Here is a 15,786-nt window from a genome sequence, read left to right as displayed (position 1 = left end):
TTTTACCTGAACAAAATAATACCTATTTTTTCTAATATTTCACAAAATATTTTTTACCAAGGAAATAATCATGAAGATAGGTTTGCATTTAATATTGGTTTCTTTACTTGCTACTGGTTCTGTATTAGCTAATGAACAATGGGGATATGAAGGAAAAGTTTCTCCAGAGCATTGGGGGGATTTATCTGTTGATTTTACAACTTGTAAGATAGGAAAACATCAGTCTCCCATCAATATTACCCAATCAAAAAAAGTACATCACCATGACCTTAGTTTCCATTATGCGTTGACTTCAGAAGAAGTAGTGAATAATGGTCATACGGTGCAGGTAATAATTAAGAGTGATGATGACTATTTAATTTATAAAGATAATAAATACTACTTAAAACAGTTTCACTTTCATACACCCAGCGAAAATTTAATACAGGGTAAGTCCTTTCCTTTAGAAGTTCACTTTGTACATGCAGATAAAGAGGGTAATTTATTAGTGTTAGCTGTTATGGCTGAAGAAGGTAAAAATAATCTAGAGTTAGCAAAAGCATGGCAAGTAGTTTCACAACAACAGAATCACGTAGTGGCTATTAAAGATCCTTTTGATATTAATAACTTTTTACCTGAAGAAAAAAGCTATTATCATTTTGAAGGTTCTTTAACTACGCCACCTTGTACTGAAGGGGTGAATTGGGTAGTGTTGAAACATTCTGTAGAAGTGTCTAAGGAACAAGTTCAGCAGTTTGAAAAATTAATGGGACACCATAATAATAGACCTGTTCAACTCATTAATGATCGTGAGGTAGATGAGGATTAGTTGTACTTCTTAGAGGTGTTTCTAAAAAGGAACACCTCTTCTTGCCAGTTAAGATAAGTTAGTGATAGTCTTACCATAAATAACAAAAAATTAAGGATATAGAATGCTAATTGAGCTTACTTCCAAACGGTTAAAATTACGCCAATGGCAAGATAAAGATTATGAGCCATTTTTTAGCCAGTTAAGTGCAGACCCAAAAGTAATGGAATATTTCCCAAGTACATTAGATAAAGTAGCAAGTGATGCTATGGCTAATAAATGTCGTAGCCTTATTGAAGAACAAGGCTGGGGAATTTGGGCTGTTGAATTGAAAGCTACTGGTGAGTTTATAGGTTTTGTTGGGCTACATAAACCTAGCGCAAAATTACCTTTTTCACCTTGTGTAGAAGTGGCTTGGCGACTAGCTTCTAAATATTGGGGGAATGGTTATGCACCAGAAGCAGCACAAGCTGCATTGAAATTTGGTTTTGAAGAGTTAGCTCTAGATGAGATAGTGTCTTTTACTACCTTACAAAATCAACGCTCTCAAACTGTAATGAAAAAATTAGGGTTTGAGTTTTCGGAGGAATTTGATCATCCTGCTTTACCAGCAGATTCGCCATTACTCAGACATTGCTTATATCGTTTATCAAAAGCTAAATGGCAAAGTTTAGTTTAGGATTACTTTTCTAGAACCACGTACACTGTTAATAAAGAGTATTTGTTCTGCTTGTTGAATATCTTTTTTATAGAGTATTTGTTCAGATATATATTTTTTATTAAGTAACCATTGTCTGAGAGTGCCAGCTAATAAACCACTACTAACAGGTGGAGTTAGCCATTTTCCGTTACTTAGAATAACCAGATTACCATTAACAAACTCTGTTACTTCGTCTTTTTCATTGGTCATTAAAAATTCATATTCTGGTTTCACTTTTGGGAAAAAATCTCTACTGGTGGTTTTATGATAAAGCAAAATATTTTGACTATTCATAATAGTATCTGACCAACTTGCTTGTAGAGGAGTAGGGTCTAAGTGGATAGTGGCTGCTTCACAATCAATTTGACCGTTATTATTTAATAATAGTCGTACTTTATATTGTCCATCAGCGTATTGTGTGGCTAGTTGTTGTAAACGATGCTTTATCTGTTGATAGCTAAAAGAAAAATTAAAGTAACTAGCTGAATCTTTTAAACGCTTTAAATGCAGTGAAAGTAAGAGGTATTTACCATCTACTAATAATAAACTTTCTAATAATTGTTTAGGAATATGTTGAGTGGTTAATACTTTTGCTTTAGTGAGCACTTCTTGGTATTCATTTCCTTCAGTGGAGTCCCAAGTAATTCCTCCACCCACACCATAACTAGCAATTTTTTTGTTGGTATCTACTTTTATAGTACGGATAGCTACATTAAAAGTGGCCTCATTGTCTGGTGTTACAAAACCTATTGCCCCACAATAAGCTTCTCTAGCAGTAGTTTCTAATTGTTTGATAACATCCATTGCACTGGTTTTAGGCGCCCCTGTGATTGAACCACAAGGAAATAGTGCTTTAAATATATCAAGTAACGTAGTATTAGGTTTTGTTTGTGCTGTAATGGTGGAAGTCATTTGTAGCACAGTAGGGTATTTCTCAATAGTAAATAATTGTGGTACGGCTATAGAGTTTAAATGGGCTATTTTACTTAGATCATTACGTAGTAAATCTACAATCATTAAATTTTCAGCTTGATCTTTAGCAGAATTAGCTAAGGTTTCTGTTTGTAATTTATCTTCTGTTACTGTTTTTCCTCTAGCAATCGTTCCTTTCATAGGCTTGGTGGTAATAATACCTTGATGCCAATGAAAGAAAAGTTCTGGAGAGGCTGATAACAGCTGAAATTCTCCCATATCTAAATAAGCGCTATAGTTAGCTTGTTGAGCATGGTGAATTCTTTGATAGTAAGCATAACTTTCAGTAGGGCTAAAAGTTGTGTTTAAACGAACTGTATAGTTAACTTGATAAACATTGCCATTACCAATTTCATTATGGATAGTTTGAATAGCTTGTTGATAATGGCTACGAGAGGTATCTATGCGCCAATTAGGTGTTGTTAGTGCACATTGAGTAAAGAGTTGAGCTTTTTCAATAGGTTTCTCGAACACTCCAAACCACAATAAAGGCATATCACCTTTAGGATGAGTCATTAAATAAGGAGTAAATGCAGAGGCAGCCTCATAAGAGACATAACCCGCTATATAGTAACCTTGCTTAATAGCTGTTTGTAGCTGATGAAAACAGCTAATAACTTGATCAAGTTGATGAGTTTGAATAATTTGTAGAGGATGGCAAAAGTTTAAGCTTTTGCCATTAAAATCGAACTGCAAATGAATCAACAGTAAAACCTATATTTCAAGCGTCCAGTTATAATCTATTGTTAAAGGCGCATGTTGTGAAAAACGAGGTTGACGAGATAAGTTAAAGTTTCTAACAATACGACGTAAGCCAGGCGTTAGTAGTTGGTAGTCGAAACGCCAGCCAAAGTTGAGGGCTTCAGCTTGTTCACTATCTGGCCACCAACTAAATAAATCTGTTTCGCGAGTAAGTTCTCTCATTGCGTCAACATAGCCTAGGTCTGCAAAGATATCATCTAACCAAATGCGTTCATCAGTTAAGAAACCTGGTAGTGATTGGCAATCACGCCAGTTTTTAACATCCAATTTTTGATAAGCAATATAAAGAGAAGCACAATAAATGTATTCGCGACGTTTACGTCTTTGTTTAATAAGGTGTTCTGTAAAGTTCTCCATAAAAGAGAATTTTTCGTCAAGTTGTTCTTCACTTTCACGTCCAAAAGGAAGTAGTAAAGAAGAAATACTCACTTTATCAAAATCTAATTGTAAGTAACGACCGAAATGATCGGCTTCTGGAAAACCTAAACCAAAAATCACGGCTTTGGGTTGCAAGCGAGAGTAGATAGCAACACCACCTTTTTCTGGTTCAAAAGAATCACAACTGAATAGGTTAAAACCTTCTAATTGAAACTCAGGCGCTTCCATCTCTCTGTTAGTTATACGAGTGTCTTGCAAACAAATAACATCTGCAGCTTGCTCTCTGAGCCAGTCAAATAAGCCTAGTTCGGTAGCAGCTCTAATACCGTTAACATTAACACTAACAACTCGCATAATATAAAATAACCTCTTCAAAAACTAATGCGTATAATACTCTAGTTAGGTATATTTTTTTAGGTAAATTCATCAAAATAAACCTAATTTATGCTCTAGGGCAAATTAGGTTGTACAATCGTTATATGAAATAAAGAAAAGATATCTAAAAAAATAAACCAATTGCTTAAATCTTACAGCAAAAGATGTTTCTCGATAGCTGGGGGGTATCAATGAGTATCCATCTAGGGCGCGTATTTTATGCTTTATATGAGTAAATTGCAAAGAAAACAAAAGATTAACAGGGTTTTTATTTGATTGTTGGCAAGTTTTGTGAATTAACGAAGACGATCACTGTAATTATCGTTAAAATAGCACAAATTTTTTGTCATTATTGGTTTTATTATCGGGTGAAGCATGCAAGATTATCAGCGGGATTTTATTCAATTTGCTATAGAACAAGGAGTATTAAAGTTTGGCGAGTTTACTTTAAAATCAGGTCGAGTTAGTCCTTATTTTTTTAATGCAGGATTGTTTAATAGTGGTTTAGCTATTTCTCGTTTGGGGCAGTTCTATGCAGCGGCTATTGTAGAAAGTGGTTTAGAGTTTGATGTGTTATTTGGCCCAGCCTATAAAGGCGTACCATTAGCAATAGCTACAGCTATTTCGTTAGCTGAAGATTATGAGCAAGATTATCCTTGGTGTTTTAATCGTAAAGAAGCAAAAGATCATGGTGAGGGTGGTGTATTAGTTGGCGCTCCTCTAAAGGGTGATGTATTAATCATCGATGATGTAATGACAGCAGGCACAGCCATTCGTGAAGTAATGCAGATTGTTAAAGCTGAAAAAGCGATTACAGCAGGTGTTATTATTGCTTTAGACCGCCAAGAGCGCGGTAAAGGTGAGTTATCAGCTATTCAAGAAATTGAAAATGATTTTAGAATGCCTGTTTTAAGTATTGTTACTTTAGATATGATTTTAGAATATTTAAGTGAAGATAAGACACTTAAAGAGTATTTGCCATCAGTTAAAAAATACCGTGAAGAATATGGTGTATGATTTATAATAATTAACTATTGATAATATTAGAAATTATTATAAAACTAAAAATATACAGCCTTATAAAAGTAATTTTATAGGGCTTTTTTATTATTAGTTATTTATTAAAATAATTAATTACGATTTATGGCTCGGTGTAGGGTGTTGCCTAAAGAGCCAATAAAATCCAGTGATTTTGCTGAGTTGCTTGGGAAAGTAGTAGATTAACATAATCACTAATAAATGGGTCAATGTTATTAAGCCTAGGTAATAGACAATACCAATGCCAGCACCTAATTGTTTAATGGCAACGAAAAAAGCGATAACTAATAGCAAAGAGCCAAAGATAATAGCGATGATATTATTGTGGTACAAAGTAATAGCTAGGGCTTGTGCATAATGCTTTTTAATTCCCATACAGAGATAGCTAAGCCCAAAAAAAATAATTAAAAATAACATAATAATCATTTTTTATTTATCCATCACAAGTTGTTGAAGTTGGGCATTAGAATTCACTTTATGATTTTTAGGGTGATAGTTGTGATGAAAGATCATATAACTTAACCATGCAAATAATAGAGCAAAAGTGATAGCTATTAATTCAACACTGGCTAGTTGCCAATTACCTTGAGTGATAGATTGAAATAATGAATCTTTAGTCGTTAGGGAATTAATAATAGGAATGGCTAAACAAGTTATAGTAGCTAATGCAAAAAGTTCATACCATGCTTTTTTATAGGGGCGGATAATACTATAGAGTAATGTGAGTCCCCATATAATGAAAAAAATATGTGCTTCCCATCTTTGACGGTGTTCTAGCATAGTAGGTAGTAAACGATTGGTTAACAGTACACTAGGTAATGCAACACATAAGCCAGCTATAGTTGTAACATTTAGTATTTGTACTAAACGATGGCTAAAAGGTTGTTTGTTAGGGGATGTTTTTTTCAATCTTGCTTGTTTTTTGATAAACCATAAAATTAAGCCACTGGCCGTCATAAAACAGCCTGCAATACCTGATAAAAAATATAGCCAACGTAATCCATAATTAGCAAAGTGACCACGATGAAGTGAGCTGAGCGTATTTTGAGTAGCTGCTGCTGGTCCATTGGCGTTGACTTCAGTAACTATTTCACCTTGGTTGTTAAAAACCAAACCCTTTGGATTGATAGTATTTGCAATATCAGTTGTTAGTACAATTTTACTATTGGTTTGATTGGGGCGGTAAATTGTTATAAAGCTAAGTTGTTGGTTTGGATATACTTTATTAAATTGCTCAAGCAGGGAGCTAATTGATGGCATAGACTGTTTAATACCACTGGCTCGCTCACCAAAGTCTGGGATATTAAATGCTTCTTGATATATTTTACCTCGCTGTTGTCCGTAGACTGCATCGTTACCCCATGGCATAAAGAAGCCAATTAAAATAATTAACCCACTAAAGGTTATCATTAAATGAAAAGGTAACGCTATTACGCCACTAATAATATGGCCGTCTAACCAAGAGCGCTGGCCTTTATGGGTACGTAGTACAAAGAAATCTTTAAATATTTTTTTATGCGTAATAATACCTGTGATAAGTGCAATTAACATGCAGAGTGTGACAACACAAATAATAATACGCCCTGTAAAAGGGGATAGATACCACAGTTGATAATGCATGCGGTAATAAAAATTACCTCCCACCGTTGCTCTTGGTTTAATAACATTACCTGTATTTGGATCAAATACTAAATTGCCTCGTTGTCTAGCGGCAAACCAATTAACTTTTAAGGTGGGATTACGGTCTGATGGTAAGGTAATGGCTAAAAAAGAAGCATCTTCTATTTTAGGCGAGAGTTGCCTAAAAACTCTTTCTAATATAACAGCTTGATTTTCATCTTTAGGTAATGATACTGAATGTAATTCGGGTTGCATCCAATAAGTAATTTCCTCTCGAAAAAAGCTAAGTGTTCCTGTAGCAAAGATCATAAACAATAGCCAACCTACTATTAGGCCAGACCATGTATGTAACCATGCTTGTGATTGTCTAAAACCCTCTTTCATTAAACACTACCTGCTTGATGAAGGCCATTAAATAACAAACATAATAGGGTGGGTAACAGTACACCTAACAATGCTTTCCAATTCTTATCAACACTAAATACCCAGCAAACAGCTATACAAAGAATAACTAGACATAATAAGTTAGCGGTTATGACTGCTTCTGACGGTGTAAATGGCAGATATAATGCAAGAAAAATATTGCTTGTAGCAGCTAATGCATAGCCTCCAGCAATAGCAATTAAACATCTAATGGCTACTGCTATACGATACTTTGTTAAGCTTTGTTGGTGTATTCTCATAGGTGATTAAAAATCTACATCAACTGAAAGCATGTAAGTACGAGGATTACCCATCGTTAGATAGTTCGCACCTGCATAACCGCCTACTGATGCCCAGTATTTGCGGTTTGCAATATTCTCTACTTTGCCTCTTAGGGTTATTTTTTGTTTACCTATATTCATTTGATAACGTGCACCTAAATCCATTCTTGTCCATGAAGGAACGTGTAATGTATTGGTTGCATTAACATATTGTTTATCGGTATACATCAGCTGACTATTAACAGCTAACCCTTCAACAAAAGGAATATCCCATTCAGCATTTAAATTAGCTCGATATTTAGGAACACCAATTGCCTTTTTATTTTTAGACGTATCATCCGCTACTTTAATTTGCTTGGCTTCTATATACGTAATACCACCTAATAATCTAACGCCTTCTACTGGCTCACCAAACAGCATTAACTCAACACCTCTATTACGCTGTTTGCCACCTGCTGTAAAATAGCTGTCTTTAACCATGCTAAAAGGTTTTTTGGTAGTGAAGAAAGATAAACTACCGCCTATATTGCCACCATCATATTTAACACCAAACTCAGTTTGTCTGGAACGGTAAGGCGCTAATGCCTCACCAGCATTAACAACTGGGGTACCACTACTAACTGAAGGGGCAACATCGCCCTTAGTTAAACCTTCAATATGGTTGGCGTATAAAGAAATTTCAGAGTTAAATTTGTACACTACACCATACATAGGTGTAGTAACGCTTTCATCATAAGATGAAGCTCTATCACCTGTATTATAGTTATAGCTCTTTACATTTAAGTTTTGACGACGAGCACCTACAGTAACCAAAAATTGATCATCAAAGAAACCTAATGTATCCACTATGGCTGTACTCATCATCTCTGTACGATCAGTAACATGGGGAGATGAAAGGTCACCACCAACAATAGAGTTATCTGTAGGCATACTACTTCCAATAGGATTATAGATATTACCTGTGATAGATGAGGATGACCAAGCATAAGCATTGCGGGAGCGTAAGTTATAACGATTGTGGGAGACAGCCCATTGATGGGAAATAGGGCCTGTCATAAAGTTACCCATCAATCCCATGTCTCCTGAAAATACAGTATCTTCACGACTGAAAGAGGAGCGTCTAGCCGTAAATGAACCATCTTCTTGGGCAGTTGGACCTGATAAAATACTGTGCTCAGTCCCTTTACGCATGCCCACTGCCGCCCAAGCTGTAACATTATCTAGTAAATCCCACTCTCCGCGGAAAGTACCGAATGTCTGGCGCTCCATAGAGTAAGTCCAAGGTTGTGCAAAGTTATCTTTGGTGTTCGGCACGCTGGGAACACCATTACCTGTTGGTGTTACACTAGGGCGAGGATCATCTAACCGTTGATCTTGATAACCAAAATCACTGGAAAGTCTAATATTATCAATTCGATAATCTAATCCTAGTGAAAATACATCAAGTTTACGATATTCATCTTCAATGCTGGTTTCACCTTTGTGGCGAGCGGCGTTTAACCTAATACCTAATTGTTGCTCATCACCAAAACGTCTACTAATGTCCGTAGCGGTATACCACTGACCACCATTCTCAATACCAGAGGATAATCTGGTTAATGGCTCATTACTTGCTCTTTTAGGTAATAAATTAATCGCACCACCAATACCACTTCCACCTGGCGCTGCTCCATTTAAGAAAGCATTAGCACCACGGAATACTTCAACTCTTTCTACCAGTTCAGTGGCTACATATTGGCGGGGTAAAATGCCGTATAGTCCGTTATACATCATATCGTCTGAATAAATAGGAAAACCACGTATTACATATACTTCTTGAAAGTTACCAAAGCCTCGCGCCACTTGTACGCTAGGATCATTACGTACCACATCAGCAATACTGCGTGCTTGTGTATCTTGAATCATTTTAGAGGTATAGGCAGTGCTTACAAATGAAGAATCCATCATATCTTGATTCCCCAAAATGCCCATACGAGCACCACGGGCTACTTGTCCACCTGAATAGGCTTCGCTTAAACCTCGAGAAGAAGCATCTGCACTAATTGTAAAAGTATCCATTTGTAAGGTATCTTCAGTTGTGTCTGTTGAGTTTTCTGATGGTGTTATCTGTTCTTCAGCTTTAACTATACTTCCCCATAAGAGAGGCTGAATAAGGATTGCTAATAGAATTCCTTTTCTTATAGGGCTATTTTGAAGCATAGCTACTGAATTGAGAATACAAGACATGCGAAGGGTAACCTTACCTTGAATTTTGAATGGTAATTAAAAAGCGCACATTCTAAATGATAAAAATTATTATTTGCAATAGGTATTGAGTATCATTTCGATAAAAATATTAATAGATTCATGCATTTTTATTTTTGCTAAGGCTAGCAAGGCATTTAAAGATAAATGATAGGTTGGTAATAATGATATATATGAGAGGAATAATAAGCCACTTTTAAAGTGGCTTATTAGTTATTACATAAAGGTGAAGATTTGTTCTTCTGGGAGACGAGACTTAGGTAATTTACTATTAAAGTCATCTGTAGCATGATAACCAAGGCTGGCTACAACTACACTAGAAAGCCCTTTTTCTTTTAAGCCTAATACTTCATCTAGTTTTTGTTGATCAAAGCCTTCAATAGGTGTTGAATCTATACCTAAGGTGGCCGCTGCTAACATTAAGTTACCTAAAGCAATATAAACTTGTTTGCTTTCCCAATTAAATAATTGCTCTGGTGAGTTATTATTCAGACCTACGAAGAAGTGACGACCGCCATCATTAGCTTTTTTAATCTCTTCATTAGCAAAGCGACCATCTTTATCTTCTTGATTTAAAATAGTTTGTAAGTGTTCTTCTGGCATTTGAGTTTTTGCGCAGAATACGACTACATGAGAAGCATCCGTAATACGTGGATGATTAAAATCACTAATGCCAGGTAGGATTTTTTGTTTGCCTTCTGTGCTATTAATCACAAAAAAATGCCAAGGTTGTGAGTTTACAGAAGAAGGACTATTACGTAGCACTGTAAGTAATTGTTTTACTTGATCTTCAGGGATTTTCTTACTACTATCATACTGTTTAGTCGTAAAGCGTTTTGCTGAGATTTCACCAATATTCAATTTTATCTCCTCATTGTGAGTGATATTAAATAGTTAAACCTAAATTATAACAGTCTAGAGATTACCTTTTTAGATTATTTAGAACTGAATATATTTCTATTAATGTAAAAAAAGATAATTCTTATGGACAAGATAGGCAATTATCATTGCTGTAATACTTCAAAAAATAAGGGATTAAATAACTGTAAAAAATTACAGAGATTACATTATTCAATTTAGGTTTGTTTATGGTTTTAATCGCTAATGATTAATAGAATGAAAGAGAGCGTTATAGTCTCTCTTTCATAATGGTGTGTATTAAATTTCTGAATAAATTTTGCCACCTTGTTGTTTAAACTCTGCAGATTTTTCCTGCATTTTCTGTTCTATTTCTGTTACAGCAATTGTTTCTTGTTTAGCTGCATAATCACGAACTTCTTGAGTGATTTTCATAGAGCAGAATTTAGGGCCGCACATTGAACAGAAATGAGCTACCTTAGCAGAGTCTTTGGGTAGTGTTTCATCATGAAAGCTTCTAGCAGTATCAGGATCTAACCCTAAATTAAACTGATCTTCCCAACGGAACTCAAAACGAGCTTTAGATAGTGCATTGTCTCTTATTTGTGCACCAGGATGACCTTTTGCTAAGTCAGCGGCATGTGCAGCAATTTTATAAGTGATAATACCTGTTTTTACATCTTCTTTATTGGGTAGTCCTAAGTGTTCTTTAGGGGTGACATAACAAAGCATAGCGCAACCATACCAACCAATCATCGCTGCACCAATACCAGAGGTAATATGATCATAAGCTGGCGCAATATCAGTAACTAGTGGACCCAAGGTATAAAAGGGTGCTTCATCACAACAGGCTAGTTGTTTATCCATATTTTCTTTAATTAAATGCATAGGAATATGGCCAGGGCCTTCGATAATGGTTTGTATATCGTGTTGCCATGCAATTTTGGTTAATTCGCCTAGTGTTTCTAGCTCACCAAATTGTGCTGCATCATTAGCATCCGCTACAGAGCCAGGGCGTAAACCATCACCTAAGGAGAAGCTAACATCATAGGCTTTCATAATCTCACAGATATCTTCAAAGTGTGTATGCAGGAAGTTCTCTTGATGGTGAGCAAGACACCATTTTGCCATAATAGAACCACCACGGGAGACAATACCTGTTAAACGTTTTGCTGTTAGCGGAATATGATGTAACCTTAAACCTGCATGGATTGTAAAGTAATCAACACCTTGTTCTGCTTGTTCAATTAAGGTGTCTCTAAATAATTCCCATGTTAAATCTTCTGCTATGCCGCCTACTTTTTCTAAAGCTTGATAGATTGGTACTGTACCAATAGGTACTGGGCTATTGCGAATAATCCACTCACGGGTCTCATGAATATATTTACCTGTGGAGAGATCCATAATGGTGTCTGCACCCCAACGAATCCCCCATGTTAGTTTGGCTACTTCTTCTTCAATGGAAGAGCCTAATGCACTATTACCAATATTGCCGTTAATTTTTACTAAAAAATTACGACCAATAATCATTGGTTCTAATTCAACATGGTTAATATTGGCGGGAATAATCGCTCTACCCCTAGCAATTTCTTGGCGAACAAATTCTGGAGTGATTTGTTTTGGTATGCTGGCACCAAAACTTTGTCCTGCATGTTGATTATTATAAACGCCTGCTTCTAATTGTTGTTGCAGTTTTAAATTTTCTCGAATAGCTACATACTCCATTTCATCGGTGATAATACCTTTTCGAGCATAGTGCATTTGAGTTACATTTTGGCCTGACTTAGCTTTTCTTGGTGTATGAGTTAGTCCAAAGCGCATAGCTTGTAACTCAGCATTGGCTAATCGTTGTTGACTAAATTGTGAGCTAAGGGAGGTCAGTTGCTCCGTATCTTGACGACGCTCTAGCCATGTTGAGCGAATATCCGCTAATCCTTTACGAATATCTATAGTAATATTGGGATCAGTATAGGGGCCTGAAGTATCATAAACAGTAACTGGTGGATTGTATTCATTACCTAGTGAAGTAGGTGTTTCAGCTACAGAGATTTCTCTCATAGGTACTTGAATATCTGCTTTTGAACCCTGTACATATATTTTTTGTGAGTTGGGAAAAGGTTGTACTGAGTTACTATCAACTTGAGCTGATTGACTTAAAGGGTTTAGAGATGTTTTTTGCATAATGGTCACCACCTATAGTTTATTGTTAATCACGGAGGTGAACCTGAAGAGTGAGCAAGGCATGTATACAAACCAATAGATTGAATAAATCCATATAGTTGTATTCACTTGTTCCCTACGCAGGTATTAACCTGATCAGGTTCAACGGGACAAGGCAACTGCCAATCTCAGCCATAAGGCGCCCCGACAAGAGTATTTATAAGTTTACAGACTTGAATTTATTAATCAATAGCTTTAGCTGTTATTGGATATTTGATTTTAGTAGTACTCATAGCGAAGTTAATTGATTAAGGTGTTGTAATGTTACATATAGGGTTACAATTTGTAAGATAGATTTTACCTATTAATACAATAAGTTATTAGCGCAATGATTAATATAATTAATAAATTAAATGTGTTAAGTTGTAAAAAACGTATAATTTAAGCATTAATATAGTGCTGGAAAGATTGGTATTTATGAACAAAATGACACAACAAAATACTGATAAGGCTTGGTATCAACTCGAAACGGAAGAAGTAGTCAAACGACTCAATACATCAAAACAAGGCTTAGCTATAAGTCAAGTCGATGATTTATTACAGGAGTACGGTAAAAATACTTTACCAGAAAAAAAATCTAAGCATCCACTACTGCGCTTTTTAGCTCATTTTAATGATACTTTAATTTATATTTTATTGGTGGCCGCTGTTATTACATCTGTTATGGGGCATTGGGTTGATACGGCTGTTATTCTTGGCGTGACCGTTATTAATGCATTGATTGGGTTTATTCAGGAAAATAGTGCTGAGCAGTCATTAAAAAGTATTCAAGGGATGTTATCTAATACCGCAACAGTGATTCGTGGCGGTGTTGTTCAAGAAATCGATGCAATGGAGTTAGTGCCTGGTGATATTGTCTCTTTAAAACCTGGTGTGAAAATTCCTGCTGATTTACGTTTAGTTGATGTGCATAACTTACAGGTTGAAGAAGCTATTTTGACAGGAGAGTCTATAGCGATAACTAAACAAACTGATCTTATAGAAAAAGAGTCCTTATTAGGCGATCAATTAAATATGGCTTTTTCTGGTACTACAGTCAGTGCCGGTACAGCTATAGGTATTGTTGTGGCAACAGGTAGTCATACTCAACTTGGTTTAATCAATCGCATGATGGATGAAACAACAAGTTTACGTACACCATTGTTACAGCAAATGGATCAGTTAGCGAGAAATATTCTTTATGCGATAGTAGGGCTTATTGCCATCCTTTTTGTTTTTGGTTATTTCCTACACGATATTTCATTAGGTGAATTGTTAATTGCGCTTATTAGCTTGGCGGTGGCTGCTGTTCCTGAGGGCTTACCTGCTATTATTTCGATTATTTTATCGATTGGTGTACAAAATATGGCACGTAAAAAGGCCATTATCCGCAAAATTCCTACAGTAGAAACTTTAGGTGCGATGACTGTTATCTGTTCTGATAAAACAGGTACGCTCACCATGAATGAAATGGTGGTGGAAAATATTATTTTAGCTGATGCCGAATATCAAGTAACAGGTAATGGCTATGAACCTGTGGGTGATATTTTTAATGAAGCATCATTGCAACAAGTTGATCTTAACCAAGACATTTTATTAAGTCGTTTTTTACAGGCTGCTCTGTTATGTAATGACAGTGAGCTTAATCAAGATAGCAGTGGGCAATGGCATATTATTGGTGGTCCAACAGAGGCAGCTTTAAAAGTATTAGCGATTAAATCAGGTATTGAAGTAGAGGATGAAAGGATTAGTAAAATACCTTTTGATTCATTATATAAATATATGTCTACCTGTAATCAAATAGATGATAAAACATTTATCTTTCTAACAGGGGCACCTGATGTATTGTTTAAATTGTGTGATAAACAATTAACAGCACATGGTACGGAAAGTTTTAATCAAGATTACTGGGATAAAGAAATAGCTATGTATGCCCGTAGAGGGTTGCGTATGTTAGGTGTAGCCTATAAAGAACAAGCAGAACCAGTGGTTAAGTTAGAACACAGTCATGTACAAGAAAGGATGGTATTTCTTGGTATTGCAGGAATTATGGATCCTCCTCGCTCTGAAGCTATTGAAGCAATTAGGCAATGTCAGAGCGCAGGTATAAAGGTCAAAATGATTACGGGTGACCATCCAGAAACAGCAATGGCTATTGGTTCAATGTTAAATATAGGTAATGGTAAGGATGTTATTACTGGACAAGAGCTAGAGCAAATAGACGATCAAGCTTTGATACCTGTTGCCAAACAGTATGACGTATTTGCCCGTACCAGCCCTGAGCATAAACTACGTTTAGTACGAGCATTGCAGGCCAGTCATGAGATAGTAGGCATGACAGGAGATGGAGTTAATGATGCGCCTGCACTTAAACAAGCCGAAGTTGGCATAGCTATGGGGATCAAGGGAACTACGGTTACTAAAGAAGCTGCTGATATGGTGCTGGCGGATGATAATTTTGCCACTATTGCTAACGCTGTTAAAGAAGGGCGGAGAGTATATGATAACCTTAAGAAAACAACCTATTTTATTTTACCAAGTAACCTTGCACAGGGATTAATTGTTGTTATAGCTATTATATTGGGGATGGGAATCCCATTAACACCTTTACAAATCTTATGGATGAATATGGCTACCTCCATAACACTATCATTTGGGTTGGCAGCTGAGTTGGCTGAGTCTAATGTCATGTCCCGTCCACCACGTAATGCTAAAGCTTCTATTTTGGATGGTTATGCAATTTGGCGAATCATTTTTGTGGGTATTTTATTGGCAACAAGTGCCTTTATTTTAGAAAGTTATTTGGCAAGTAAATATGATAATGTGAACCTTGTTCGTACCATAATTTTACAGACGTTGGTTGCAGGGCAGTGGGTATATATGTTTAATTGCCGTTTCCAAACAAAATTTCCTTTTGATAAGACTATTTTTCAAAATAAATGGCTTTGGGGAGCGACGGGTGCATTGATTGTATTGCAGCTGGCAATTACTTATTTACCCTTTATGAATCGGATTTTTTCAACAGAACCATTACCTCTATTATACTGGGGAATTATTTTGCTATTTAGTGTGGTGATTTTTATCATTATTGAACTGGAGAAGTTTATTATGAGTCGTTTTAAATCAAGATAATTTTATTACACATTATT

General features: G+C 35.9%; 12 protein-coding genes and 1 riboswitch. Of the genes, 4 read left to right on the top strand and 8 right to left on the bottom strand.

The genetic code is table 11. The features are described from left to right. Positions 1-70: 70 nt before the first annotated feature. Positions 71-808, top strand: coding sequence for a carbonic anhydrase (locus tag MTZ49_RS01000; protein ID WP_264746572.1), 738 nt, complete (start codon positions 71-73; stop codon positions 806-808). Positions 809-911: 103 nt separating this feature from the next. After that, entirely contained in the window at positions 912-1,466 is a 555-nt protein-coding gene (locus MTZ49_RS00995) for a GNAT family N-acetyltransferase (RefSeq protein WP_264746571.1), read from the top strand. Here the strand turns inward: MTZ49_RS00995 and pabB are convergent. Both pabB and MTZ49_RS00985 read right to left on the bottom strand, forming a co-directional pair. Further along, on the bottom strand, positions 1,458-3,164 hold the full coding sequence (gene pabB, locus MTZ49_RS00990) for an aminodeoxychorismate synthase component I (protein WP_264746570.1): 1,707 nt from the start codon (positions 3,162-3,164) through the stop codon (positions 1,458-1,460). The two genes, MTZ49_RS00995 and pabB, sit on opposite strands and share 9 nt — an antisense overlap. Positions 3,165-3,173: 9 nt before the next feature. Then, positions 3,174-3,953 (bottom strand): exodeoxyribonuclease III, encoded by a 780-nt coding sequence (locus tag MTZ49_RS00985; RefSeq protein WP_264746569.1) that lies wholly within the window; start codon positions 3,951-3,953, stop codon positions 3,174-3,176. 396 nt (positions 3,954-4,349) lie between these two features. Here MTZ49_RS00985 and pyrE point away from each other — a divergent pair, with 396 nt between their 5' ends. Then, positions 4,350-4,991, top strand: coding sequence for an orotate phosphoribosyltransferase (gene pyrE / locus MTZ49_RS00980; protein ID WP_264746568.1), 642 nt, complete (start codon positions 4,350-4,352; stop codon positions 4,989-4,991). Positions 4,992-5,108: 117 nt separating this feature from the next. Here the strand turns inward: pyrE and MTZ49_RS00975 are convergent, their stop codons facing one another. The 6 genes from MTZ49_RS00975 to thiC all read right to left on the bottom strand — a co-directional run bounded on the left by MTZ49_RS00975 (position 5,109) and on the right by thiC (position 12,619). Beyond that, positions 5,109-5,438: a DUF3325 family protein gene (locus tag MTZ49_RS00975; RefSeq protein ID WP_264746567.1), complete on the bottom strand. Its 330-nt coding sequence runs from the start codon at positions 5,436-5,438 to the stop codon at positions 5,109-5,111. 3 nt (positions 5,439-5,441) lie between these two features. Further along, a complete protein-coding gene (locus tag MTZ49_RS00970) occupies positions 5,442-7,016 on the bottom strand; it encodes a PepSY-associated TM helix domain-containing protein (RefSeq protein WP_264746566.1) in 1,575 nt (524 codons plus the stop codon). Continuing rightward, complete coding sequence (locus tag MTZ49_RS00965; RefSeq protein ID WP_264746565.1) at positions 7,016-7,315, bottom strand: hypothetical protein; 300 nt, start codon at positions 7,313-7,315, stop codon at positions 7,016-7,018. The genes MTZ49_RS00970 and MTZ49_RS00965 overlap by 1 nt, the downstream gene beginning before the upstream one ends. A 6-nt stretch (positions 7,316-7,321) precedes the next feature. Then, positions 7,322-9,562 carry a TonB-dependent receptor gene (locus tag MTZ49_RS00960; protein WP_264746564.1) on the bottom strand — a complete coding sequence of 747 codons (2,241 nt, stop codon included), beginning with the start codon at positions 9,560-9,562 and terminating at the stop codon, positions 7,322-7,324. Positions 9,563-9,796: 234 nt separating this feature from the next. After that, complete coding sequence (nfsB, locus tag MTZ49_RS00955) at positions 9,797-10,441, bottom strand: oxygen-insensitive NAD(P)H nitroreductase (protein WP_264746563.1); 645 nt, start codon at positions 10,439-10,441, stop codon at positions 9,797-9,799. A 297-nt stretch (positions 10,442-10,738) separates the two neighbouring features. Beyond that, positions 10,739-12,619 (bottom strand): phosphomethylpyrimidine synthase ThiC, encoded by a 1,881-nt coding sequence (gene thiC, locus MTZ49_RS00950; protein WP_413774166.1) that lies wholly within the window; start codon positions 12,617-12,619, stop codon positions 10,739-10,741. A 95-nt stretch (positions 12,620-12,714) separates the two neighbouring features. After that, positions 12,715-12,815: riboswitch (TPP riboswitch) on the bottom strand. A gap of 260 nt (positions 12,816-13,075) precedes the next feature. On the opposite strand from thiC, the gene MTZ49_RS00945 reads away from it, so the two are divergent. After that, positions 13,076-15,769 (top strand): cation-transporting P-type ATPase, encoded by a 2,694-nt coding sequence (locus MTZ49_RS00945; protein WP_264746561.1) that lies wholly within the window; start codon positions 13,076-13,078, stop codon positions 15,767-15,769. Positions 15,770-15,786 lie beyond the last annotated feature (17 nt).

Origin of the sequence: Entomomonas sp. E2T0 (assembly GCF_025985425.1) — a bacterium.
Taxonomy (GTDB): Bacteria; Pseudomonadota; Gammaproteobacteria; order Pseudomonadales; family Pseudomonadaceae; genus Entomomonas.
Note: the sequence above shows the minus strand (reverse complement) of the source record. Positions and strands in the feature narration are given on the sequence as shown.

Excerpts from the sequence above, each read along its gene's own strand:
- MTZ49_RS01000 (WP_264746572.1), top strand. The coding sequence starts at position 71 with ATGAAGATAGGTTTGCATTTAATATTGGTTTCTTTACTTGCTACTGGT.
- MTZ49_RS00995 (WP_264746571.1), top strand. The coding sequence starts at position 912 with ATGCTAATTGAGCTTACTTCCAAACGGTTAAAATTACGCCAATGGCAA.
- MTZ49_RS00985 (WP_264746569.1), bottom strand. The coding sequence starts at position 3,953 with ATGCGAGTTGTTAGTGTTAATGTTAACGGTATTAGAGCTGCTACCGAA.
- pyrE (WP_264746568.1), top strand. The coding sequence starts at position 4,350 with ATGCAAGATTATCAGCGGGATTTTATTCAATTTGCTATAGAACAAGGA.
- MTZ49_RS00975 (WP_264746567.1), bottom strand. The coding sequence starts at position 5,438 with ATGATTATTATGTTATTTTTAATTATTTTTTTTGGGCTTAGCTATCTC.
- MTZ49_RS00970 (WP_264746566.1), bottom strand. The coding sequence starts at position 7,016 with ATGAAAGAGGGTTTTAGACAATCACAAGCATGGTTACATACATGGTCT.
- MTZ49_RS00965 (WP_264746565.1), bottom strand. The coding sequence starts at position 7,315 with ATGAGAATACACCAACAAAGCTTAACAAAGTATCGTATAGCAGTAGCC.
- MTZ49_RS00960 (WP_264746564.1), bottom strand. The coding sequence starts at position 9,562 with ATGTCTTGTATTCTCAATTCAGTAGCTATGCTTCAAAATAGCCCTATA.
- thiC (WP_413774166.1), bottom strand. The coding sequence starts at position 12,619 with ATGCAAAAAACATCTCTAAACCCTTTAAGTCAATCAGCTCAAGTTGAT.
- MTZ49_RS00945 (WP_264746561.1), top strand. The coding sequence starts at position 13,076 with ATGAACAAAATGACACAACAAAATACTGATAAGGCTTGGTATCAACTC.